Below are 22,783 nucleotides of genomic sequence, written 5' to 3'. Positions count from 1 at the left end.
GTGGACAGCACGATGGGAGAGCTTCGCAGCGAACTCGGTATCGCGGTGGGCCTGCTCAAGGAGCTGCAGACGATCGCTCGCGCGGAGTTGGAGACTCCGGGCAGCTCGGTTCGGTGGGGGCCGGTGGACCTTGAGGCCACGAACGCACTCGATTCGCTGAGCACGGCACCGGCGTTTCCGAAGGGTACGGAGCAAGAGCGGATGTCCAGAGCCGGATCCAGGGAACTGGTTACCGAGGTGGCGGCTTCGGTGGAGAGAGCCGTGGACCTGGCACAGGATCTCGAGGACAAGCTCGCCTGCCTGGACGCGGCTGTACATGTGAGCCGACTGCAGAGGGCGTTGCTGTAGATGGGAGCGACCTTCGGTGACTTGCTTGCCGTCGCTGACGCCCACTGGGCGGAGACGATGCAGTGGCTCGAGCCGCTGGAGCTGTCATGGCAGGCGGGGGAGCGGTCGACAATTGACGAGCTGGGCCAGACGGCACTGGTGCTGGCGAGGTATGCCGAGCGGGTTGGAACAGGCTTCGGCGCCCAGGAACGAGAGACCGCGGCGGTGCGGAGAGCCCGGCTCTGCGCGGCTTCGCTACGGGAGACCGCTTCGGTCCTTCAAGGGAACGAAGAAAACGCCCCAGAGCGTTGCGAGCTGGCCCGAAGCCTGTTCATGGCCCGTCAGGCGCTCGGTTGCGGGCTGGACCTGCTGTCCGCGCATTTCGAGGTGGGCGAGAGGGGCCTGCGTCCGGCCACTGCTCAGAGCGAGGTCATCTCCAGTCCGTCGAGCAAGGAGTGGTTGCTGACGGCGGTGGACGGTTACGCCGGTCAGCTACTGCGGATCGCCGAGAAAGCTGGCAGAACCGACGCTGTGGCCAAGCTGAGTGAAGCAGTTCGGCACGCAAGGTTCAGGGGAAGCCCGGAGGACCAAGGGCTGCGGGCCATGACCATGCCCGAGCCCAGGGTCGCACCCGAGGTAGATGTCGAGGGTCTTGAGCCGCTTCCTACGCGAGTACCGCTACGAGGAAGCGAAGGACGGGAACGGGCTCTCACCGGGATGCGCGTGAACGTCCAGTGGCTGGAGGCCTCGGGTGTACCCCAGAGCGCGCGGACGTGGAGGTCGCTGGCGACGTCAACGCTGATGACCAGCGAGATCAGCGGACAGACCTTGCGTCTGCTGATGGCACGTTGCCGCCAGCTCGATCTGCCGGAGGCGACGGCCGCCTTGACCGAGGCGGAGATGACGGTCGGAATGCTGACTGACAAGTGGACCGAGATCACCGCCATGTGGAGGGAGGTCTCCTGCGACCGGCGATCCCAGCTGGACCAGATGATGATCGACGCAGGTGAGCTGGTGGTCAGGTTCGGCCGACTGGTGTACGCGGATCGGGAATGGAAACCGAGCGTGAACGCCGTGACCAAGCTGGTCAGACCGCAGGTACTCGCTCCGGAGGCTGTCGATGTGCACATGATCGCGAGGGCGGTGGTGGACGTTATCAAGGCACCCGCCGCGGTGGCATCGAGTGCTTTGATCGGCTTGGAGAGAGGCGGGCCGGCGGGGTTGACCCAGCAAGGCGAGACCCAGATGGGGCTCCGTCACGAACGGCTCCGCGGAGGCTACCTCCAAGCACGGAACGCCGCCGCTGAAGCCCGGCAGGCGCTCGGACGAGCGACACAAGTTCTGGCTTCGTCAGCTGAGCGGCGTCCTGGACGTCTGGCTGCGGAGAGCTTCCCCTTCCAGGCAAAAGAGTCGATTGGCATCGCCGGTTCGGAAACGACCAGAGCACGGGGTAACGGGGTCGGAAAGGGCCCCCGTTTGGCGCCGGGCTGAGCTTTTCCGCAGAGCTCGGCTGCGCCGAGCAAGAGATACACAAGTATGACTTGTGCCTGGACCGGGCGCGGTCCAGCGGTGGAGTGGACCGAGCGCGGTCCCAGAAAAGGAGGTCGTGTTCGCCAGACCAGGAGCACCACGTCGACGCAGTCCACGCCGGGGCGCGGGTCGACGGCGGTTGGTTCAGATGCGATTCAACGAGGAGGAGTACGCGGCGTTCTCCTCGGCCGCCGAACGTCAGGGCTTGTCGAACGGCGCCTATGCGGCGCAGGTGTGCATGGCGCACGTACGGGGCCTGGACTCGGCCGAGCAGGAGGCGATGCGTGACCTGCTGAGAGCGCTCATGCTGACGACAGGCCAGGTCCGGAAAGTCGGTGTGCTGTTCAACCAGGTGGTGGCCAGGCTGAACGCGACGGGCGAGCAGGCCGAACGGTTCGTCGTATACGCGGCGGCGGCTGACCGGACCCTGCGGAGGGTGGACGAGCTGACCGCTCGGGTGAGGACTCACCTGTCGTGGTCGGGAAGGTGATCCGAGGGAAGCGGGTCCAGGGCCTGATCCGCTACGTGTTCGGTCCCGACAACCACGGAAAGCACCACGTCCCGCACGTCATCGCCGGATTCCGCCCGGTCGAGGACTTGGAACCCTCGCATAGGGCTGACGGAAGCCTGGATTTCCAGGTGCTGGACGAGCTGATGACGCAACCACTGGCGCTGCTCGGAGAGCTCGGGCTGAGTAGGCCGGTCTGGCATTACCCGATCCGCGCCCATCCGGACGATCCGATCCTCACGGATGGGCAGTGGGCAGAGATCGCCCGCGAGATCATGCATGCCACCGGCCTGGCCAGGAGAGGGGACGACGACGGCTGCCGCTGGTTCGCCGTCCGGCACGCCGACGACCACATCCACCTGGTGGCGACCCTGGCCAGGCAGGACGGACGTCGACCCGACATCCGCAATGATGCGATCAAAGGACGAGCAGCGCTGCGCCGGATCGAGTGGAAGAACGGCTTCGTGCGGACGGCTTCTGCGGACAAGACCGCGGCGAAGAGACCGACCAGAGGAGAGACGGAGAAAGCAAGCCGCCACCACCGCCCCGAGGCGCCACGGACCTCATTGCGACAGCACGTCATCACCTGCGCCGCCGGCGCACGCAACGAGAAGGAGTTCTTCTCCCGGCTCCACAATGAAGGCATCCTGGTCAAGTTCCGATACAGCCGTCAGAACCCGGAACAGATCACCGGTTACGCCGTCGCCCTCCCAGGCGACACCAGCTGCGACGGCCGACCGATCTACTTCAGCGGCGGACGACTCGCCCCGGACCTGACCTTGCCGAAGCTCAGGTCCCGTTGGTCATCCGCGCCATCCGGACACGATCCGAACGGCCCGGCTCGGTATCCGCTCTCCGGCGCCCAGCTCTCCGTCGGCTCCGCCAAGGCCATACTCCGACGGACCGTCCGAACCTGCGCAGCCGAAGCCACCGGAACCACGGACTTCCTCTACCGCCTCGACCAGGCAGGTCTGCTCCTGCGCGTCCGCCACAGCGAACGGAACCCAGGCCAGATCACCGGCTACGCCGTGACGCTCCCTGGCCACCACGACCGCGACGGCCAGCCGCGCTGGTACAGCGGAGGCCAGCTGGCCGACGACCTCACGCTCCCCAAGTTGACTCGCCTCTTCGGCCAAGCCGAGCAGGAACCCGACTTCACCCACGAGGAGCTCCAAGCGATCTACAACGACGCAGCCCGAGCCGCCGACCACGCCAGCGACCAGATCCGCCGCTGCATCACCCTCAATCCCCAGGCTGCCCGCGACGCCGCCTGGGCCGCTTCCGACGTCCTGCACGTCGCAGCTCGAACCACCGGCAACCCGCATCTGCACCGGGCAGCCCGCGCCTACGACCGTGCAGCCCGGGCCCCGGACAGCCGTACCCCCAAACCCACCAGAGCAGGAGAAGGGCTGCGCACAGCGGCCCGCGTCCTGGCAATGGCCGGCCTTATCCAAGACCGGACGACCGTGGACCTCCTCGTCCTGGTCGCCAGCCTCACCGCTCTCACCGGCACCGTCGCCCAGCTCCGAGCAGCAGAAGGCCGCCGTGCTCAAGCCGAAGCCGCCGCCCGATCGGCCGATCACCTTCGCTACCCCGATGGGACAGGCCCGACCAGGACGTCCGCGACTTACGTCCCGCCCTCCGTGCCCGAGCCCAGGGCGAAAGTCAGTCCTCAGCCCGCCGGTCGGCGACAGCCGCGGCGAGGATGAGCTCATCCATCAGCCACCGCGACTTCGGTGACAGATCGACCAGCGCCCGCAGCACTTCCGGCTTGATCTCCCCGCTGCGCAGCTTGCGCAGCAGCACCTTGAACGTGAGGTCCTCGTCGATGGACGAGGACTCCTCGGCGAACCCGAAATAGCCGATCGGCACCCCGAAAAACGTCGCCAGAGCCGTCAGGGTCTTGAACTGAGGGTTGTCCTGCCGCCCCGTGCGCAGCTTCCACACAGTGGTGGAGGACATGTCCTCACCAGTCCGACTCGATATCGCCTTGGCGATTTCAATGTTGGTGCCCGCAGGCGGTAGTTCGTCCGGCCACGAGTGGTGGATGAGCCACTCGATCTTGTCGGCCAGGCTGACCGACGGCGCCACCGTCTCCGTCACGCTCACTCCCCGAAAATAACGACACGCCGAGCAGTCATTTTTGATTGACAGTCTCACACCTGATCATGCAAAGTTCTGCACGCCAAGAACCTTAGTTGACGAGCTTCTATCTCGTCAGCTTTCGACACTCAGGGGGAGTCGACGGTGGCGTCAGCCGAGAACGATCTGGAAGCGCGGCAGCGCCTGCTGCTCGACCTGCACAGGCACCTGGTGGGCAACGGCCTGCACGTGACGATCCGCAGACCGCACAACGGCATCTGGAAACTCAAAATCAGACGCGGCCTGTGGACCGAGACCGTCATGTGCGCCGGCGCTGAGGGCGTCTACGTCTTCGTCACTCCGCACGGCCGCCTTCTCGGCAGCACCGACGACCTCCACGGAGTCATCGACCTGATCCAGTTCATGGTCAACCGGAGGCAACGGTGACCGTCCCCAAGACGATCCTGTGGTGCCAGATCGCCCTCGTCCCTCTCATCGCGGCACTTGCCGCCCTCGGCGCGGTCGGCTCGTTCGCCACCGTCCGGGACGCCTCCGTGCCGTACTTCGGCGAACAGCTCGCTTGGATAGTCCCCATCGGCCTGGACCTGGGCATCTTCGTCCTACTCGCCTGGGACCTGCTGCTGGAACTGCAGAACCTGGCCTGGCCGATCCTGCGCTGGATCGCTTGGGCGTACATCGGCGGCACCATCACCGTGAACGTCACCGCCGCCGACGGCGACCCCGCAGGCATGATCGCCCACGCGGCCATGCCCGTCCTGTTCATCACCGTGACCGAAGGCGTCCGACACCAGATCCGGCAACGCGCCGGCCTTGCCGCGGGAACCCGCAGGGAGAAGATCCCGGTCTCCCGCTGGGCTCTCGCACCCGCCTCCACCCTGCTGCTCTGGCGACGCATGGTGCTGTGGCAGATCACCTCGTACGCCAAAGGACTGAGCCTGGAGCAAGAGCGACTCGTCGCCGTCTCCAAGCTCCAGCAGTCCCACGGACGGTTCCGCTGGCGTTGGAAGGCACCGCTCTCTGACCGTCTGGCGCTCCGCATCCAGCCCGCTGACGACGTCCACCAGGACGACGACATCGAGGAGCTCGTCACTGCCGCACAGAAGATCCTCACCATTGAGGAGAACAGCGGCGTACAGCTCAGCAACATCAACCTCGGCCGCCGCCTACGAGCCCAGGGCTACTCGGTCGCCAACGACAAGCTCGCCGCCGTCGGCAAAGCCGCCCGAGCCCGGATGGACGGAGCCCAACCCTGAGAGACGACCTCGCCGAACTGCTGGAGGTCATCGCCCAGCAAGAACTCGGCCGCGTACATCGAGGGGAGCTGCCGTGGCCGATCGTCCTCGAACGAGCAGCGGCCTACGGACGATACGGGTTCCTGAACGTCCTGCTGATCGGCGCCCAACGTGAAGCCACGCAGGTCAAGCCCTTCGAGGAATGGCAGCAGGCCGGACGCCGGATCAGGAAGGGAGAGCAAGCGATCCGGATCCTGTCCCAGCAGGGGAGACCACGCCCGGTCTTCGACATCGCGCAGACCAGCGGCCCAGAGCCGGAACCAGACTCTCCGCTCAGCCCGGACCAGGCGTGGGAGAAGCTCCGCCAGGCCGCAGCCGCTCGACGTCTGTACGTCGGCAGAGGCGACCGGTGGACCTACCTCGGTGACCCGCAGCTCCGCGTCATCATCGATCCAAATGCCGACGACACCGAGGCGTCCTTCGCCCTCGCCCACCAGCTCGCTCACAAAATCCTGCACCGAGGCGAGTTCGACGCGCCAGGACGAGCGTGCGCCGGCATCGGCCGCGTCGAAGCCGACGCGGTGGCCTTCCTCATCACCCGCTCTCTTGGCCTCGTGCCCAGCCGGACAGGAGATCTCGGCGTCTCCTCCTGGGCGGGAGCCGACCAGCGGGCAAAGCCTCTCCTGGCCGTCAAGGAAGTCGGATCCCGCATCCTTCGGGCGACTGCTGCTCTCCAGCGGCAACTCCATGAGCAATCGAAGGCCGCATCACGAAGGCCAGTGCCCGCAGAGAAAAAGCTCCTCCCCGAGAAGCAGCCGGAAGCCGTCGATGTAAGTGTGCTCGACGCGCTCGAGGCCGCCCACGAGTTCTTCTGCTCGCAGCTTTCGGCATCGTGGGTTCCGGAGTACTTGGCTGACAGAGGGTTCTCCGCCGAGGTCCAGGCGCAGTGGCAGCCCGGCCACGCTCCCGCAGGCTGGCGAAACCTGTTCAGCACCTTGACAGGCCAAGGCCATGCCCCAGACGTACTCCTCGCAGCCGGCCTCGTCCGTGCCAAGAACGACCGCCTCTACGACGTCTTCCGCGACCGCATCACCCTCCCCGTCCGAGACCTCCAAGGCCGGGTGGTCGGCTTCATCGGCCGAGCCGCTCCCGGCAGCGATGGCCCCAAGTACCTCAACAGCCCGGAGACAGCCCTGTTCAAAAAAGGCCACCTCCTCTACGGCCTCCACGAGGTCAAGTCGAAGCTCGCCTCCGGTGCCCGCCCGGTCATCGTCGAAGGCGCCTTCGACGCCTGGGCCATCAACCTCGCCTCCACTGCACACGCAGCCATAGCCCCCAGCGGCACCGCCTTCACGCCCCGACAACTCGACCTCTTGTCCCAAGCCGTGAACCCCGTGGAAACCGCGCCCCTCGTAGCCCTGGACGGCGATCCCGCCGGCCGTAGGGGAGCAGCCCGAGCCTGGAAGGTGTTGTCGCAGCTCAAAGGAAATGTCGGTGCCGTGTGTTTCCCTGAAGGCCAAGACCCTGCAGAGATCCTGAGCCGCCAAGGACCAGCAGGCATACGCGAAGCACTGAAAGCCGAACGTCCCTTGGCCGAGCTCGCCATCGACGTCGCGATCGAGAGCTCCGCAGCCCCGTCCGCATCGACGGAAGCCCGGCAGACCGCAGCCCGAGCCGCCGCCGAGATCATCGCCCGCCTACCTCCATCCCAGGTCTCCCACCAGGTGGCCCGAGTCTGCGAAGCCCTCCGACTCGACCATCGCGACATGACCGGCTACGTGGTCGCAGCCGTCTCTCCGGCGACCCAAGCCTCAGAGACCTTCCCCTTACTCCCACACCCGACGACCGAAGCACCCTCCCCGCCTTCCCGACCCGTTCACCAGCCGAGAACCCCAAGGAGAACCCCATGACCGAGCAGAACATCGACCCGTTCCAGGAAGCCCTCGCCCAAGGAGGCCAGCGCCTCGTCCAGCTGATCGCCGTCGGCTCCCTCACCACCCGAGGAATCCTCAACTTCCAGGAGAAACGAAGATCCGCCCGACAGGCCAAAGACGAAGCAGCCCAACGAGAAGCCGAAGCGGAGATCGCCGCAGCCTACTCCCAGGCCTACGCCCGCTTTGCCAGAGCTCTGGACCCCCACTGGCTGAAGGAGGCCCCCTTCCTCGAAGTCCTCGAAGCCTGGACCACGGCCGTGCCCTTCGCCAACGACCGCCCGGACGCCGCCCGCGTCGTCACCCGCTGCGAAGAACGCCTACGTGACCTCCACCCCCACGGCATGTCCCACTACGACCGCTTCCGCGAGGCCGGCAACGAACGCACCGACGCCATGCGCGAAGCCCTGCCCTACCTCGCCCGCGACCCGGGCGTCCGCACCGGCCAGCCCGGCAGGCAGCGCCTCGAGCTGACGGCCAACGCGGCAGACCTGGCAGCCGAAAGCTTTCCCTACGACATCACCGAAGCCGTCGCCATCAGCACCCGGCTCGCCGACCCTGGTACATACCGAGGCCCCAGACTCGAGAGATCCCGGCGTCCGATCCGCTGAAAGGAAGCGACCATGCACGACCTGCTCAGCCGAGACGAGGGCATCGCGCTGCTCGTCAGTGCGGTGATCTTCCTCTTCATCGGCCCCACAGTGATCGTGGCACTCCGAAGAGGGGAGGAACTCTCCTACTTCGTGCTCCTGAACGCCCTGGCTTTCATCATGCCCGTGGCCCTGTTGGCTCTCTGGCCAGCCGCTTTCCTCTGGCCGAAGCGCGAGGACGAGCTTGAAAAGCCTCTCGCGAGACCACCGAGACCGCACGTGCCACCGAACCATCTGGGCGATGGAGTAAGGCTCATCCGGTCGAGGAGGCTGCCTGACTGACCAAGCAACACCGGGATGAACCAGCCAACCGAGATCTATGGCAGCGACCGCTGCAAAACCCCCAAGTGCGGCCACTTACTGAGATAGCTGTGAGTAACGGGATGTGGAGCTCACGGTCATTGTCCCTGCCTTTAGTGCTTCGTTCCTTAAAGAGTGGGTAGATCCTATTTAGGTGCCTTTGGTCTCCTTGTGGGAGGAGTGAGGGCGGTGCCGAGGTTGGTGCGGGCTCGTCCGCCGCAGGACGAGCGCGAGGACAGGCGGATCCGTCGGCTGGCCGGGGCCCGGCATGCTCCGGCCGACTGGATCGAACGGGCGCGGATCGTGGTGCTCAGCTGAGACGGGCAAAAGGTCGCAGCGATTGCGGCCGAGGTCGACTGTCACGAGAAAAGGGTGCGGCGGTGGCTGCACCGGTTCAACGCCGACGGCCTGGACGGGCTGGCCGATCGGCCCGGCTGCGGGCGCAAAAGCCGGATCACCGAGGCCGAGCGGTCGGCCATCGTGGCGCTGGCCCGCTCGGTGCCGCCCGGCAAACCGGTCCGAACTCCCAGCGGGGAGCTGGAGGCGTCCGAGGAGGCGGGGCCGGGTGAGTGGACGCTGGACTCCCTCACTCTGGCCGCTCGGCAGGCCGGGATCGAGGTGGCCCGCAGCCAGGTCCGCAGGATCCTGCTGGCCGAAGGGGTGCGGTGGAGGCGCACCCGGACCTGGACCACCAGCAAGGACCCCGAGTTCGCCCCAAAAGGACCCGCATCGTGGAGCTCTATACCAGCCCGCCGGAGGGCTCCACGGTGATCTGCGCCGACGAACTCGGCCCCGTTCTTCCTCGCTCGTTCGCGCCCGCGCCGGGCTGGTCGGCCGACGGGCACCGGATCAAGGAAACTCTGGAGTATGCCCGCGGGCCGGAGAGGACCTGGGTCTACGGCGGGCTGCGCGTGCGGGACGGCCAGGCGGTCACCCTGTGCGCCTCCTCTCGCAACAGCGCCCGCTACCAGGACTTCCTGCAACTGATCGAGGACGCCAACCCCGAAGGTCAGATCATCGTCGTCACCGACAACCTCTCCAGCCACAACAGCAAGAGCACCCGCGAGTGGCTGCAAGACCATCCCCGTATCCGGCAGGTGTTCATCCCTGTGGGTGCCTGCTGGCTCAACCTGCAAGAGGGCTGGTGGCGGATCTTCCGCAAAAAGGCGCTGGCCGGCGTGTCCTTCGCCGATCCTGACGAGATCACCTACGCCACCCGCATCGCCACCGTCCAGCTCAACGCCCACGCCCGGCCTTGGATCTGGGGACGGCCACCGCCCAAACCCCGCATCCACCGCCGCCGCTTCACGTACTGCCTTTAAGGAACGAAGCACTAAGGCAATCTCCGAGACCGGCCACTTCACCCAAGACCGCAGGTGTCTGCGCTGAGGTCGGTACTTCGGCTGACGGGAACGCCGCCCTCGAATTGTTGTCCCAGGCGCTCCGCTGTCTGCGGCCCGACTACCTCAGGTCGCCCCTGAACATCCTCACCCGCTCGCCACGAGTTCCGTGGCGGGCGGCCTCGCCGTCAACGGCCTTTTCTCACATGAGACGGCGCGCTGTTCCGATTGGCCTCTGACGCTGCGACCTCTTGAACACACCAAACCTTCAGGGAACTCTTGGGGCTCTGTCTCATGTGGTTTCGTCCGCCAGCCGTATCGGCTGCGGCCATCCTGACCGTTGCGCGCCCGGTCGGGAGCCTGGCCGTGGCAACGAACGGATGTGGTGCCTCACCCGCGCGAAGCGGCCCGTCCATGGCACCGCAACCTTCGATGATCGCGCTACGTGGCATAGTCTCGTGCATGTCGCCTGCCCCTGTTGAAGAGTCCTGGGTTCGTCTTGAATGCTGGCTTGCAGCGAACGCGCCGGGGAACTTCGCGCGCCTCAACCCGCCGGCTGTGCCGTCCGCGATCGCTGCGGCCGAGGAAGCGCTCGGACGCGTATTCCCCGAGGACCTGAGGAGGGTCCTGCTGCTGCGCAACGGCACCAATACCCACGACCTGTCAGGCAACTACCACCACGGGGCAGGCTTGCTTCCCGAGTTCGGGGAGCTGCTCCCCGTAGAGCGCATCGCGGGTGTCCACGCGATGAGGGTAGAGATCATGCAGGGGCACATGGAGGTCGAGGAAGGGTTCGGGGAGTGGGCGCTGAGTAACTGGTGGCATCCGGACTGGCTGCCGATCGCCGACAGTTCATCGGCTGACGGACTGTTCCTTGATCAGCGGGACGGCGCGGATCAAGGAACCCATTTCATCCTCGGGAGGCCTGAGCGACACGGAGATTCTGCAGGACGGCGATGGCCTTGACGAGGTGTCCGGCCTTGCTGGGGCTGCACCGTAGTTTCCGGAGGATGCGCTAACTCTTGAGCTGGGCGTTCGCTCGTTCTCCAGGTCCGCGGAGCTTGGCGTGGGAGCGGTTCGCCTGCTTCTTGGGATTCGGGCTTGTTCTTGCCCTTGTACGGAGTGATCACGACGGTGGCCTGGGCTCCTTGGTAGGCCTTGTCGGCCAGAGTGAGGATCCCCGCCTTCTCCAACTCGCGCAGGATGCCCCACACCCGCGCGGCCGTCAGGTCATGGGTCCTGCCTGGCTTCGCCCCGGACGTCCACAGGATCGTCCCGTCCGGACCGGCTATCACCTGCGCGTTCATCCCATGCACCCGGTGCTTGCCGGAAAAGTAGGGCCGGTCGGCTTTCACCCGGTCGGTGTGGATGAGCGTCCCGTCCAGGATCAGGTGCGTCAGCCCGTCCTTCCTGGCCTTCCGCAACGATGCCGCGAGCTTCGGGGAACAAGCCGACAGCAGCATCACGACCTCCTCGACGTACCGCCAGGCCGTCGTCGCCGACACCCCGAAACCCGCGCTGATCTCAGCGAACGTCTCGTCCTTGCGCAGGTAGACCAGGACGAGCAGGGCCTGCCGGCCGGGGTTCAGCAGCCGCCACGTCGACCCGATCGCCTTACGACGTCGCCGGATCACTCCGGCGACGTAGTTCAGCGTTGAACGCGATAAATCGACGGCAGCACGGTAGAACAGCACCCACAAGCTCCTGGTTTTGACGGTCTTGGTTGTGGTGATCAACCCGTCTACCAGGAGCTTTTTTACTTCTGAGGACGAACCCCCAACTCGCGATCATGCCGTGACCAGCAGCCCGCCACCCGAGGATGAAATGGGTTCAAGGAACAGTAGGGCATTTCGTTCATGACGACTCAGTCCGGCTGAACCTTTGGCCGTCATTCGCCGCGATGCTTCATGACGTGGCCGATGCCGTGGAGGGCATCCGTGACGTGCCCTCCCTTCGACCGAGCGTCTGGGAAGGTCAGTTCCTCGAATGGCGATGAGCCTCGCGGTAATGAAACCTTCAGTCTCCGATAGTTGCAGGCTGGAACTGGGCGGGGCGAAAGCAGTGCTGCACTGCGGCGCGGATTCCTTCATTCTGTCGTGAAAAGCTTCTCACCTGAGCGCGGCCCGTGCACGGGATATCCGGTTTTCTCCCTAACGCTCAGGCGGATGCGTGCCGCCAGAACAGGCGCGAACTGCTGATGACTCGTCTCGTAGCCAGAACGAAGGGGGCTGTATCACAGCGGATCGCACCAGGATGTCCATTTCGCCTTCCACAAGCCGCAGGGCCCGTGACCTCAGCTCAGCCACCCGGCCGTCTCACCTTACGAAAACGCAACGGCCCTGCCTTTCGGCTAGGGAAGAGTTTGTGGTGAACCACTTCCTATCGAGAGCCTAACGCCTTTTTTCGGAGGTTCCCGTAAACTGCGGGTATCGGCCGATCCAACACCAAACATCCCAACTTGCCGGATCTGCACCGCCGAGAAAATTTCATTGGGCCTGGAGTCTCGACAAAGTCATCAACATTCTATAGAGCCACGAAGCCACCACGTAATAGAAAATCTTCAGTAAGAATCTTCGGAACCTGTTTGTTTTCCGGGCCTGCCGTCAACAACAACAACGATAGAAACGAACAGACAACTTTAAGGGGTGCGCTATGGGACATGGGGCGGACGACGGACATGCGCTGGTGGTGTCCGACGAGAAGGGGAATTACTACTACCTGAGGCCGGAGATCCTCCGGGCGTGCAAGATGGATGAGGCGCAGATCGAGGCCATCAAGGAAACTGCTGCACCCGGGGCGGGCCCGCGGTCGACGAAGGCGTCTCGTGCCGAGGTGGTCGGATCGCTCCGGGTCCAGAACCCGTTGGCCGAGGTGAACCCAGAATTGGCTGCTGGGCTGGGGAACTCGGCGGGGACCAGCATAATGTGCCCCTGGTAGTGGAACGTGTCGTTGACAGTCGGTGGCCAAGGCGCTCCACATGGAGGAACGTCCATGGAGAGCTTGCCGGTGAGCCGCAAGAAAGTGCTTCTGCGGCTTCTCGCACGGCGGGAGGCCCAACGGTTCGGCATCACTCCGACCCTTGAGGAGACCCAGGCCACGCTAGACGGTTTCCGCGAGGCGTTCGGTCTGCTCGGTGCCGTCGAGATGTCTGACTGGTTGGAGTCGCAGCGGTTGACTGCGGAATCCCTCAAGCATGCCATGTACGACTTCACCCTCATTCGACGGCTGGAGGAGTTGCACAGCCAGGAAATCGACCGAGAAGTGGCAGATCATATAAAGGTTAACTCGGCTCGGGAACGGCTCACAAACGGAAGATCATCGGGATCCCGAGAGTCCCGATGGCTGCAGGTTAACGTGGGGCTTTCGCGAGACGGCCGAACAGCAGGTGAAAGCGCGCGGCAGCTGTTCGCCCGGCTCTCCCCCGCGCTCGCAGAATGGCGCGAAATCGGGGCGCTGGAGTTGTTCTTCTTCATGCGTAAGCCACCGGATGTACGGCTCCGCTTCTTCGGTTGTGCAGTGGAATCGGCTGTGCTCCCGGCACTTGCCGAGCTGTTGTCAAAGCTCGCGGAGGAAGGCTTTGTCACCCGGTTCTTCGAAAGCGTTTATGAACCTGAAGTCTCTCTCTTTGGCGGCCGCGCGGCGATGAGCCAGGTACACGCCCATTTTGATGCGGACACCACAACATGGACGGCCTTCGACCAACTCGTCCCGGAGGGCGTGCAGTCACTCTCGGCCGAGACGTTCATGACAGCGGCACTGAACGACCTCTTCCTGCGTACCCTGTCCTGCTCCGCCGAGGTCTGGGACGTCTGGTGCGGGCTCGCGGAGCTGTACCCGGTCACGGACCTGAACTCAGCCATCGAGGGGCCGACGGCCCAACCGATCCTCATCGATTCGTTCCTTCCGCGGGCCTCTGCACGGGAGAGCACGATCCTGCGGGACCGCATGCGGACCAACCAGGAGCTGGCTGACGGTCTGCGCGAGGTCTGGAACCGTGGCGAGCTGCACGGCGGGCTCCGGTCTCTGCTGAGGACGATCGCGGTGTTCGACCTCAACCGGCACGGGTTGAGCGGTGGCCTGCCGACCATGGCCGACAGCATGCGGCAGGGCTGGGACCCCCGGCGCCCCGTAGACCGGGCGGATGACGGTAAGTGTCCTCACCTTCTCTGCGTGCCCATCGGGTCCGCCTGGTAAGGAGGTCAGCCGCATGTCGTGTGTGGACCTGGGTCCGGTGGTCGCCCGTGTGGCCGGCTGGCCGATCGAGACCGTCGCCGAGTTGCACTCTGCTTCTCTGACAGCGCGTCTGGACCAGTGGCTTCAGGCCGAGCAGTCCATTCGTGCGCAGGCAGCAGCCGTTTCCGAGATCCTTTACGCCGTCGTTCCGACGATTTCAGACGCGGCGACCCGTGCCAAGGCGCTGTTGCTCCGGCGTCACGTGCACAACTCCACGTCCCCCCTGCCGGACTGTCTGGTCACGGCTGTGTCCGCGGCCGTCGCGGACCGTCCGGCAGTAGAGCTGATTCGGCGAGAGAGCCGGGCACGGACCGCCCTCGCGGCCAGGCGGCGGGAACTCGAGACGGCCTACGCGTCATCGTTGGCGACTGAACAGGCTGAGCTTTGTCGGATCGCTGAGCAGCCGGCCTTTAGGAAGGCGCTGTTCCTCGCGAGCCCTGTGGCGTTCGACGCAGTGATGAGAGCGGAACGGGACGCCAGCAGGCTGGACAGGAAGCTCGTCGCCACCCTGCACTCCTATGTCATGCGCTCCGTCGGACGCGCCACGCCCAACGGGCTGTGGGCCGGCGTAGCTGTCGAGGCCTCCTGTCATCCGACGAAGGCAGCGACGCCACCCGTTCAGGTGACGCCGGACACCGCACGGGCGCTGTTCACGGTCGACCTGAACCCCTTCAGCCGGGCGCTGCGGGCGCTGGCGTGCCAGAAGCCGTGGCCGATGATGCCTCTTCGACTGCATCCGAAGCTCATGCGGGGAGCTGCTGCGGCGCGGGACGTCCACGGCTGCCTCGGACGGGAATCCGATCGGTCGCAGATGCTCGATGCGACCCTTGTAACCCAGCTGCGGACTCTGTTCGACGCATTGCCCACACGGCTGCTGGAAGAAGTGCGTGACCACCTTCACGCCTGCTCCAATGGCTGGTCCGTTGAGCAAGCGGAGGACGCCGTCCTCCGACTGCTGCGCATCGGCCTCCTGCGTACCGCCGTCGAGTTCCCCGGCACCTACGCTGACGCCTGGACTGCTCTCGACGGTCTGGTGAGCCGGGTGCCCGCCGCCGAACGACCGCATTGGGCGCGTGCGGTGCGCAGGCTCAAGTCGATCTGCGTCGAGCTCACCGGCGACTGCGACGCGATCACCCTCGACGAGCTCCGGACGGCTGCTGCCACCGTCCGGGACTGCGTCAACGTGCTCTTGTTTCGCTACGGGGCCCCGCCCGTACGCGAAGACACTCACGTGCTGACCGTCGACATGCACGCCCCGTTCCAGTTCTCCCTTTCGCCCGACCTGCGTACCCAGATGGTGCACTCGCTGCGTGACTACTGGGACTTCGACTGGTACGGCATGGGTGAACTCGGCGCCGCTATCGATCGGCGACGCTTCTTCGGTAACTTCCGCCCCCACAAGGAAGTGCCCCTGCAGGACTTCGTCCGGCGCCGAGAGGGACTCCGCGCCGAGTGCGCCGATCCCACCGGCCTGAGCGTGTCGACCCACGCCGGCGTCACCGCCGCGTGCTGGGAGGACCTGCTGAGTACAACGGGCGACAGCACGCTCCGGCCGGAAGTGGAGTCGAGGTTCCAGCGGTGGTATGAGGAACTCAGTGGTGTGCACGACGACGAACGGCATCGGCTGCAGTGGCGCTGGCAAGGCCGTCCCACCACACCGCTGCCGCCAGGGTCCGCGCTGCTGCGGTTCGGGCGGGCCGCGCAAGGCTGCGAGATCCGCATCGGTGCCATGGTGTCTGACCCTTTCCTGTTCTACTCCCGCTTCGCGCCACTGCTCACAGGCGGGACCGACCGCCAGGATCCCTGCACCGCATGGTGGCACCGGTCCTTGCGCGGCCTCGGGCCCCTGTCACGACATCTATACTTCGCCGACCTGCCGGTTCGAGGCGCGACCAACCCGAACGCAGCCAGCCGACCGGATGTGTCCCACTGGTTGATCGACCCCCTCGACCCGGCCGACGCGGTGGTGCCGAACGTTCTCATCAGCGTCGACGACACGGGTCTGCCGAGTTTCCGCCTCGCTGGCTGCCGTAGCCTGTTCATGCCTCTGCTGCGGTCCGCCGTCCTGCTAGACGGTACGGATCCGTTCACCGAGTGTCTGCACGATGTGTCGGCCCTCCAGGGGCGGCCGAGTCTGATGGCCCCCCTTCCGAGGTTCGCCGCCGAGAGGGAGCGCTGGCATCACCTCCCCCGGCTGTACCTGGACGAGTCCACCGTCGTCAGCGCGCGTCGCTGGACGCCGCCGACCGGCACCGTCGCAGAACTGGCCCGCGGGCCTGGCCTCGACGCCTTCATTTCCTGGCGGCGCTTCGTACGCCACGCCCGCCTTCCCCGGTACATCTATGCGCGGTACGGGCCCCACCGCACCGAAACACTGCTGTCCACCGACAGCGTGCTGGCCATCGAGCAGCTGTGCCGGGCGCTGGCCGCGCACGGCGGCACGCCACTGTTCCAAGAGGCCTTTCCCTGTCCGGGCGAGTCCTGGTTCCGGGACGCGGCGGGGCGGCACTACGTGGGCGAGTTCGCTGTCGCCTGGCAGGCGGATGCCACGTACTGGCGGCAGCGCCTGGCCGAACCGGCCGCAGCGCGAACCATTCTCGACACGCAGCTGAGGAACGACAATGAAGGCGACACTCATCTTTCCGCCCGCGACGGATCCGCGCGGCCCTCACCTAGCCCTGCCCTGCCTGGCCGCCTCGCTGCGCCGAGCCGACGTGGAGACGGAGCTGCTGGATCTTGACCTCGACGGCATGCTGGCCGTTCTGCGGCCCGACCGTCTGAAGGAGGCGGGCGAGCGGCTGCGTGCCGGAGCCGTGCCTCCTCTGACCTGTGGGCGCGAGGACCTCAGGCGCATGGCCGAGCTGTCGGAGGTGCTGCCCGAGCAGATGGACGACGCCTTGGCTGTCCTCCGGGACCGGGAGAGGTTCTACAACCCCAACGCGTTCAACAGCGCACGTGAGACCGTCTGCAACGGTCTCGATCTGGTATCGGCGGCCTGCCGGTCCGGTGTGCGCTACAACATCGCGCCGATCATCTATGACGTCGAAGGAGTCGACGTCCAGTCGCTGTCCGACCTCATCCGGGCGACATCGGACGACTCCGGCGGTCTGTTCGACGACTACTGGGATACCGACGTCTTCCCGAGGCTCGATGCCCGCAGGCCGGAACTGATCGGCATCACGATCACCAATCGGCAACAGATTGTGCCGGGACTGCGGATGGCGCGCAAGCTGAGACGGCGCGGGCACTTCGTAGTGCTCGGGGGGACCGTCTACACCAAATTCACCGAACAGCTGCGCAGGCTGCCGGAGTTCTTCGACCACTTCGCTGATGGAATCGTCGCATACGAGGGCGATACCGCGCTGGTGGAGCTCGTTCATCAGCTCAACGGACCGCGCGACTTCACCAAGGTTCCCAACTACCTGTACGCACGCAACGGCGTGGTGCACATGACACGGACTCATGTCGAGGACGTGGCCGCTTTGCCGACACCCGATTTCGAGGGTCTTCCGCTACAGCGGTACCTGACTCCGGAGCCGGTCCTGCCGTTCTTCTACGGCAAGGGCTGCTACTTCAATCGATGCAAGTTCTGTGACATTCCCTACATCAACAACATTTCTAGGAAAGCGTACCGCGTCCGCCCGCCGGAATTCGTTGCTGAAGACCTGGTGCGCCTGCACGACCGCTTCGGCGCACGACACTTCGTCTTCACTGACGAGGCTCTGGCCCCGAGGTTGCTGGAGCGTCTGGCCGACGCACTGGAACCCCATCGGCAGCGAGAACTGCGGTTCGTCGGTTACGCCCGGTTGGAGCCTGGCTTCACTCCGGAGCTCTGCCGGAAGCTGGCGGGTATGGGCATGACCAAGTTGTTCTTCGGTCTTGAGTCCGGGACGCAGGAGACCATCGACCACATGGACAAACGCATCAAGATCGATAGGGTCCCCGCGGTACTCAAAAATTGCCGGGACGCCGGAATCCTCTTCCACCTTTTCTCGATCGTGGGCTTTCCGGAGGAAACTGAGGAGAGCGCGTGGGGGACCTACCGGTTCTTCGCGCAGAACGTCTCTGTGATCAATCATCCAGGCAACAGTTTCGACATCCATCCGTTCGGTCTGGAACTGAGGACACGCTATGCCGAGGAGGCCGATGCCCTCGGCGTGCTCGTGCCACCGGAAGCGCTGAACAAGGAGTTCGTGATCGGCGTGGGGGAATGGACGAATAGCCGAGGTTTGAGCCGTGATCGGGTTGAAACTCTGCTAAGCGAGTTCCACCTGCTGCTGCGCAACACCTACCACACCTACCACGCGTCCGCGCAGCAGCTCTGGCCGGCCTTCGAGGAATTTGCGGTCCTGTACGCCGATCGCTACCGGGGGGCGGAGTTCCGTTATCGGACATCACTGCCACCACCCACCGACCGCAGGGACTACCGCCTGCGGTGGAACCCGTCATCGTTGGTGGAGCACTGGAATGGGAACACGGTCATCATCAGTTCGCGGCACGGCCGCGCGGTGCTGGACCGCAGCACCTTCGAACTGCTCGACGGAGTGGATTGGCAGTCGGGCGTGGACATCCTGGCCGAGAGCGGAGGTGGCGGGCACCAGACCCCAGTCACCGCCTTCTTGACCCGACAGAGGATTGGGGAGCTGATCGAGAAGTCCCTGCTGCAGCTCGTGCCGCTACAGGCAGGGCGAGATCTGCAAGGAGACCCCTCATGATCGTTCCGAGGCTCGGTGCCGAGACGCGTCTGTCAGTGGAATACCGCGACGACACGCCGTTCGGGGCACCGATGACGCCGCAACTCGAAACCAACCTCCGCAGTGTTTATCGCACGGTCTTGCAGGCCGTCGAACGGCATGGTCCGGTCGACGTCGTGCGGCATGCGCCAGAACTGCTGCAGGAGGTACGGGCGCAAGAGGGCTACCTACGACTCCTCGACGGACGCACGCTCAGGCACCAGGTGCTGTATCCGGACACTGACCTGGTGAGACCGTCCGCGTTGACTTTCGCCAAGGAGCGGGCGTACTCCGAACTCAGGCTGGAGTTCCATCCGGGGCTCTTGCCCGTGCTTCATGACGTCGTCGCGGCCTTGTCCGGCGATGGTGGTGGCCTTCTGGAGTGCATGCCCCCGGACATCAAGGGCGTCTACGACACCGTGCTGAGGGAACTCGAACAGCGCGACATGCTGGTGCGGGTGCCCGAGCGCGAGAAGGTCGACCGCTCCGTCCGCCGCCAGGGCGATGCGACGTTCGTCGGGCATAACACGGTGGTGGTGCGGTCGGACACCACCCAGGTCGTCATCGATCCCTGGTTCCTGCCGACGGCCGGGCACTACCCGGTCGACTATCAGCCGATGTCGCGCCGGGAGATCGGCCCGGTCGACGCGGTTCTGATCACGCACTCTCACCCGGACCACTTCGACCTCGGTAGCCTGCTGCAGTTCGGCTCACACGTGAAGGTCTTCGTCCCGTACGTCGAGCGAGAGTCCCTGCTCAGCATCGACATGGCGCTTCGCCTGCGGCAGCTGGGTTTCCACGACGTGCGGCAGATGCATTGGTGGCAATCGGAACGGATCGGCGACATCGAGATCACGGCGCTGCCCTTCTACGGTGAACAGCCGACCACGAGCGAACAGCTCTGCCCTGAGGTCACCAATGTCGGCAACGTCTACCTGTGCCGAACTGCGCGCTTCTCATGCGCCGTCCTCGCAGACTCCGGCAGGGACCGCCGAGGGGATGTGCGGGAGGTGGCACGCGAGGCGCACCGGCGTTGGGGTCCGATTGACGTCCTCTTCGCGGGGTATCGGGGATGGTCGCTATACCCGGTCCAGTACCTCAGCTCTTCCGTACGGCGCTATCTGCTGTTCGTGCCGCCGGACCAGTACGACGTCCGGCAGACGATCATGAACTCCACGGCCGAGGCCGTGGACACGGCCGAGAACTGGCACGCTCGGTATCTGGTGCCCTACGCCGACGGTGGGGCGCCGTGGTACTGGGAGGCGGGCCTGGGACCCGCGCTGGATACGGACGGCCGGGAGCTCCAGGAGAGCGTCTACTTCGATCCGTTCCCGGAACGGTGCCTGGAGGAGCTGCGGGTGCGGTCAGCACCGAGTCCCGACACGACAGTCGGATCGCCCGTCGCGCCCCTCCTGCTGAGACCGGGGCAGTCTGTGCACCTGCGCAACGGCATGGCCGGTGTCATCGAAAGCGCGCGCCATCGATGGCCCTGGGACGCCATCTTCCCGACACGACCGGGACAGCCCGACCCGCGGAAGGCTTCCGCTCCGATCCTGTGAAGGGGTATCTCCATGCAGTCACAACACACGCACAGCACCAGTACGGAAGTCGGCACGCCACTCGCACGTGCCATCGAGCGGGGCGTCCGTTTCCTACTCACGGCCCGGTCCCCCGAAGGCACCTGGCGCGATTTCCAGCTCCTGCCCGGTGTGTCAGACAGCTGGGTCACTGCCTATGTCACCTCGTGTCTGCTGTGCGCCCTGCCCGACACGACCGATGCGGCCGGGTCGCGATCCATCCTCGGCGTGTCACGGGACTGGCTGTGCCAGGCCATGCGAGCGGACGGCGGATGGGCGTACAACGACTGCTGTCCCGTCGACAGCGATTCGACCGCGCACGCCGTGCTGTCACTCAGCGAGGGCGGCGTCCCCGTGCCCGATATCTGCTACGAACGGCTCCTCACCTTTCAGAAAGCCGACGGCGGGTTCGCCACCTTTGACCCGCGCACCCGCCACGACGCGTGGGGCATCAGCCATCCCGACGTGACCCCCGTGGTCCTCCGGGCGCTACTGACGCGACTGCCCCTATCTGACTCCCGGATCCAGCGGGGGCTCCGGTACGTGGTGTCACGACTCCAGCCGAGCGGACTGTGGCCCTCGTACTGGTGGACTACGGCCCTGTACAGCACCAGCGTGAACGTGCGGCTCCTGGAGCAGACCGGCACTGCGTACGACAGGAAAAGGATCGGGGCCGCGGTCCAGGCCTTGCCCGTCCAGGATGATCCGTTCAGGTCGGCTCTGGCGGGTGACATCGTCTCCCACGTCTGTTCGGACAGTTCTTCGGCCAGGCTGATCGGTGATGCCCTGGTGCGGTCACAGCACGCGGACGGCAGTTGGCGTGCCCTCACGCCGACACTGCGGGAGACTTACCCCCGCTACACGGAGCCGTGGGCCGTGGACGAATACGTCGGCCTTTCCATCGTCGACCACTGCCATCTCTTCACGACCGCCACGGTATTGCGGTTCCTCGCCGGTCTCCGGCATTGGTGACTGCCGGAGACCGGGACGAATTGTCTTCGTCATCGCAGGATCGAGTGTGAAAGGAGTGCGCCATGCCGAGTGACACCGAGCCGTCGGCATCTGTGAGGCCCCACGGCGAGGGTCGGGTGGAGGACCAGAGTGGCTGTGACCTGCTCCGTCCCGAGACCGTTGAAGCTCCCCCATTGGGCTCGCCCTCCAAAAGCAGCCCCCCGGCGTCAGGCACCGTCTACGATCTCGGGTCCGTCCAATTGCGGCGGCTGTGCGGTGCCACGGGTCTCCACGAGCGGGCAGACCAGATCCTCGCGCTCTTTCGGGAACTGGCAGACCTGTGCGGCGACCGGGATATTGCTTTGCCTCCGCGGTGGTCCGCCGTGGGCGCCGACTGCACGCCGTACGAGTTCTCGCTGGAGATCCGACCGGACCGACTGGGCCTGCGCTTCCTCGTCGAGGCCCAGGCCGACCCGGCATCGCCGCGGACCTACTGGTCGGCCGCGGACAGGCTGAACGAGTGGCTCGCCGAGAAGTGTGGGGTGGACCTCGGCCCGTTCCGCCTCCTCGAGGACCTGTTCGCTCCGTCCGATGACGCCTTGCACGCGGCCACGGCACATGCCGTCGGATTCGGGGTCGACAGCCCACCGCTGTTCAAGCTCTACCTCAACCCTCTGGCTCGGGGCCGGACACGCGCCGCGGTGACGGTTTCCGAAGCCCTCGGCCGCCTCGGATTCGACGCTGTGGTGCCGCCTCTCCTGGCGATGTGCGGCCCCGAGGACGTGTTCAGCCACTTCTCGCTCGACCTCTTCGCCGGGCCGACAGCGAGAGTGAAGATCTACATCAAGCATTTCAACGCGACGCCGACGGAACTCGACGCCCGATGCGCGGCGGTGGATCCGTCCACACGGGGTGAGTGGGCGACCTTTGTCGGAACCGTCCTGGGCGAGCAGAGTTCCCTGTCATTGCGCCCGGTCTACAGCGCCTATCACCTGACCGTGGAGGCTCCCGACCGGCTGCAGCACACCGCTCTGCACTTGCCGATCCAGCCGTACATCGACAACGATCTCATCGCCCACCGCCGCATCAGGAACTTCCTCGTCCGGTGCGGATTGCCGACCGAGGCGTACGCACAGTGCCTGAACGCCCTCGCGAGCCGACCGCTGGAACGCGAACAGGGCATCCACGGTCACGTCTCCTACCAGCGGGTCCAGGGCAGCCCCCGAGTCGCCATCTACTTCGGCTCGCGGGCCTACCACGACCGCCACGGCTGGCTCTCACTGGATCCGCAACGCCGCTGGCCGGAACTCTGCTGGCCATCGCCCGTCCGCGACTGACGGGGTAGGGCTTTCTTAGTGCTTCGTTCCT

General features: G+C 65.6%; 20 protein-coding genes and 2 pseudogenes. 19 read left to right on the top strand and 3 right to left on the bottom strand.

The features are described from left to right. The 4 genes from C2865_RS14295 to C2865_RS14280 all read left to right on the top strand — a co-directional run bounded on the left by C2865_RS14295 (position 1) and on the right by C2865_RS14280 (position 4,074). Positions 1–348, top strand: coding sequence for a hypothetical protein (locus C2865_RS14295; protein WP_157963716.1), 348 nt, complete (start codon positions 1–3; stop codon positions 346–348). Beyond that, a complete protein-coding gene (locus tag C2865_RS14290; RefSeq protein WP_106398949.1) occupies positions 349–1,818 on the top strand; it encodes a hypothetical protein in 1,470 nt (489 codons plus the stop codon). A 187-nt stretch (positions 1,819–2,005) separates the two neighbouring features. Further along, positions 2,006–2,347, top strand: coding sequence for a hypothetical protein (locus C2865_RS14285; RefSeq protein ID WP_157963715.1), 342 nt, complete (start codon positions 2,006–2,008; stop codon positions 2,345–2,347). After that, positions 2,332–4,074 carry a relaxase/mobilization nuclease domain-containing protein gene (locus C2865_RS14280; RefSeq protein WP_106398947.1) on the top strand — a complete coding sequence of 581 codons (1,743 nt, stop codon included), beginning with the start codon at positions 2,332–2,334 and terminating at the stop codon, positions 4,072–4,074. The genes C2865_RS14285 and C2865_RS14280 overlap by 16 nt, the downstream gene beginning before the upstream one ends. Here C2865_RS14280 and C2865_RS14275 read toward each other — a convergent pair. Continuing rightward, on the bottom strand, positions 4,031–4,468 hold the full coding sequence (locus tag C2865_RS14275; protein WP_157963714.1) for an XRE family transcriptional regulator: 438 nt from the start codon (positions 4,466–4,468) through the stop codon (positions 4,031–4,033). The genes C2865_RS14280 and C2865_RS14275 overlap by 44 nt on opposite strands. 144 nt (positions 4,469–4,612) lie before the next feature. On the opposite strand from C2865_RS14275, the gene C2865_RS14270 reads away from it, so the two are divergent. Further along, on the top strand, positions 4,613–4,894 hold the full coding sequence (locus C2865_RS14270; RefSeq protein ID WP_106398945.1) for a hypothetical protein: 282 nt from the start codon (positions 4,613–4,615) through the stop codon (positions 4,892–4,894). After that, positions 4,891–5,721, top strand: a complete 831-nt coding sequence (locus C2865_RS14265) for a DUF2637 domain-containing protein (protein WP_106398944.1) — start codon at positions 4,891–4,893, stop codon at positions 5,719–5,721. The genes C2865_RS14270 and C2865_RS14265 overlap by 4 nt, the downstream gene beginning before the upstream one ends. On the opposite strand, the gene C2865_RS14260 is transcribed toward C2865_RS14265, so the two are convergent. Then, the gene (locus C2865_RS14260) at positions 5,646–6,449 is read right to left on the bottom strand and encodes a hypothetical protein (RefSeq protein WP_157963713.1); all 804 of its coding nucleotides are present in this window, start codon (positions 6,447–6,449) and stop codon (positions 5,646–5,648) included. The two genes, C2865_RS14265 and C2865_RS14260, sit on opposite strands and share 76 nt — an antisense overlap. 30 nt (positions 6,450–6,479) lie before the next feature. On the opposite strand from C2865_RS14260, the gene C2865_RS14255 reads away from it, so the two are divergent. From C2865_RS14255 to C2865_RS14230, 7 genes and pseudogenes are all read left to right on the top strand, one after another. After that, positions 6,480–7,610 carry a toprim domain-containing protein gene (locus tag C2865_RS14255; RefSeq protein WP_157963712.1) on the top strand — a complete coding sequence of 377 codons (1,131 nt, stop codon included), beginning with the start codon at positions 6,480–6,482 and terminating at the stop codon, positions 7,608–7,610. Then, positions 7,607–8,242 (top strand): hypothetical protein, encoded by a 636-nt coding sequence (locus C2865_RS14250; protein WP_106398941.1) that lies wholly within the window; start codon positions 7,607–7,609, stop codon positions 8,240–8,242. The genes C2865_RS14255 and C2865_RS14250 overlap by 4 nt, the downstream gene beginning before the upstream one ends. A 12-nt stretch (positions 8,243–8,254) precedes the next feature. Further along, positions 8,255–8,563 (top strand): hypothetical protein, encoded by a 309-nt coding sequence (locus tag C2865_RS14245; RefSeq protein ID WP_106398940.1) that lies wholly within the window; start codon positions 8,255–8,257, stop codon positions 8,561–8,563. A 207-nt stretch (positions 8,564–8,770) separates the two neighbouring features. After that, entirely contained in the window at positions 8,771–8,899 is a 129-nt protein-coding gene (locus C2865_RS41410; protein WP_269802716.1) for a hypothetical protein, read from the top strand. Positions 8,900–8,911: 12 nt separating this feature from the next. Beyond that, a pseudogene (locus tag C2865_RS14240) lies at positions 8,912–9,352 on the top strand (helix-turn-helix domain-containing protein); the annotation flags it as partial. Further along, positions 9,313–9,903 (top strand): IS630 family transposase, encoded by a 591-nt coding sequence (locus C2865_RS14235; protein ID WP_232835595.1) that lies wholly within the window; start codon positions 9,313–9,315, stop codon positions 9,901–9,903. The pseudogene C2865_RS14240 and the gene C2865_RS14235, both read left to right, overlap by 40 nt. A gap of 480 nt (positions 9,904–10,383) precedes the next feature. Beyond that, positions 10,384–10,887, top strand: a complete 504-nt coding sequence (locus C2865_RS14230; RefSeq protein ID WP_157963711.1) for an SMI1/KNR4 family protein — start codon at positions 10,384–10,386, stop codon at positions 10,885–10,887. Here C2865_RS14230 and C2865_RS14225 read toward each other — a convergent pair. Further along, positions 10,832–11,615, bottom strand: a pseudogene (locus C2865_RS14225) (transposase family protein). The gene C2865_RS14230 and the pseudogene C2865_RS14225 overlap by 56 nt on opposite strands. A 1,297-nt stretch (positions 11,616–12,912) precedes the next feature. On the opposite strand from C2865_RS14225, the gene C2865_RS14215 reads away from it, so the two are divergent. The 6 genes from C2865_RS14215 (at position 12,913) to C2865_RS14190 (ending at position 22,752) form a co-directional block, all read left to right on the top strand. Beyond that, complete coding sequence (locus C2865_RS14215; RefSeq protein ID WP_106398937.1) at positions 12,913–14,115, top strand: thiopeptide-type bacteriocin biosynthesis protein; 1,203 nt, start codon at positions 12,913–12,915, stop codon at positions 14,113–14,115. Positions 14,116–14,128: 13 nt separating this feature from the next. After that, complete coding sequence (locus C2865_RS14210; RefSeq protein WP_157963710.1) at positions 14,129–16,894, top strand: lantibiotic dehydratase; 2,766 nt, start codon at positions 14,129–14,131, stop codon at positions 16,892–16,894. Further along, positions 16,776–18,869, top strand: a complete 2,094-nt coding sequence (locus tag C2865_RS14205; protein ID WP_106398935.1) for a B12-binding domain-containing radical SAM protein — start codon at positions 16,776–16,778, stop codon at positions 18,867–18,869. The genes C2865_RS14210 and C2865_RS14205 overlap by 119 nt, the downstream gene beginning before the upstream one ends. Beyond that, positions 18,866–20,446, top strand: a complete 1,581-nt coding sequence (locus tag C2865_RS14200; protein ID WP_106398934.1) for an MBL fold metallo-hydrolase — start codon at positions 18,866–18,868, stop codon at positions 20,444–20,446. The genes C2865_RS14205 and C2865_RS14200 overlap by 4 nt, the downstream gene beginning before the upstream one ends. A gap of 12 nt (positions 20,447–20,458) precedes the next feature. Next, positions 20,459–21,436, top strand: coding sequence for a prenyltransferase/squalene oxidase repeat-containing protein (locus C2865_RS14195; protein ID WP_106398933.1), 978 nt, complete (start codon positions 20,459–20,461; stop codon positions 21,434–21,436). Positions 21,437–21,498: 62 nt separating this feature from the next. Further along, the gene (locus tag C2865_RS14190; RefSeq protein ID WP_106398932.1) at positions 21,499–22,752 is read left to right on the top strand and encodes a tryptophan dimethylallyltransferase family protein; all 1,254 of its coding nucleotides are present in this window, start codon (positions 21,499–21,501) and stop codon (positions 22,750–22,752) included. Positions 22,753–22,783: the final 31 nt, after the last annotated feature.

The sequence above is a fragment of the Actinocorallia populi genome, assembly GCF_002995495.1.
In the GTDB taxonomy this organism is placed as follows: domain Bacteria; phylum Actinomycetota; class Actinomycetes; order Streptosporangiales; family Streptosporangiaceae; genus Actinocorallia; species Actinocorallia populi.
This window is presented reverse-complemented; position numbering and strand designations above follow the sequence as displayed.

Coding starts and splice junctions, on each gene's coding strand:
- C2865_RS14285 (WP_157963715.1), top strand. CDS start 2,006: ATGCGATTCAACGAGGAGGAGTACGCGGCGTTCTCCTCGGCCGCCGAA.
- C2865_RS14260 (WP_157963713.1), bottom strand. CDS start 6,449: ATGGAGTTGCCGCTGGAGAGCAGCAGTCGCCCGAAGGATGCGGGATCC.
- C2865_RS14200 (WP_106398934.1), top strand. CDS start 18,866: ATGATCGTTCCGAGGCTCGGTGCCGAGACGCGTCTGTCAGTGGAATAC.
- C2865_RS14215 (WP_106398937.1), top strand. CDS start 12,913: ATGGAGAGCTTGCCGGTGAGCCGCAAGAAAGTGCTTCTGCGGCTTCTC.
- C2865_RS14195 (WP_106398933.1), top strand. CDS start 20,459: ATGCAGTCACAACACACGCACAGCACCAGTACGGAAGTCGGCACGCCA.
- C2865_RS14205 (WP_106398935.1), top strand. CDS start 16,776: ATGAAGGCGACACTCATCTTTCCGCCCGCGACGGATCCGCGCGGCCCT.
- C2865_RS14290 (WP_106398949.1), top strand. CDS start 349: ATGGGAGCGACCTTCGGTGACTTGCTTGCCGTCGCTGACGCCCACTGG.
- C2865_RS14250 (WP_106398941.1), top strand. CDS start 7,607: ATGACCGAGCAGAACATCGACCCGTTCCAGGAAGCCCTCGCCCAAGGA.
- C2865_RS14190 (WP_106398932.1), top strand. CDS start 21,499: ATGCCGAGTGACACCGAGCCGTCGGCATCTGTGAGGCCCCACGGCGAG.
- C2865_RS14245 (WP_106398940.1), top strand. CDS start 8,255: ATGCACGACCTGCTCAGCCGAGACGAGGGCATCGCGCTGCTCGTCAGT.
- C2865_RS14210 (WP_157963710.1), top strand. CDS start 14,129: ATGTCGTGTGTGGACCTGGGTCCGGTGGTCGCCCGTGTGGCCGGCTGG.
- C2865_RS14230 (WP_157963711.1), top strand. CDS start 10,384: ATGTCGCCTGCCCCTGTTGAAGAGTCCTGGGTTCGTCTTGAATGCTGG.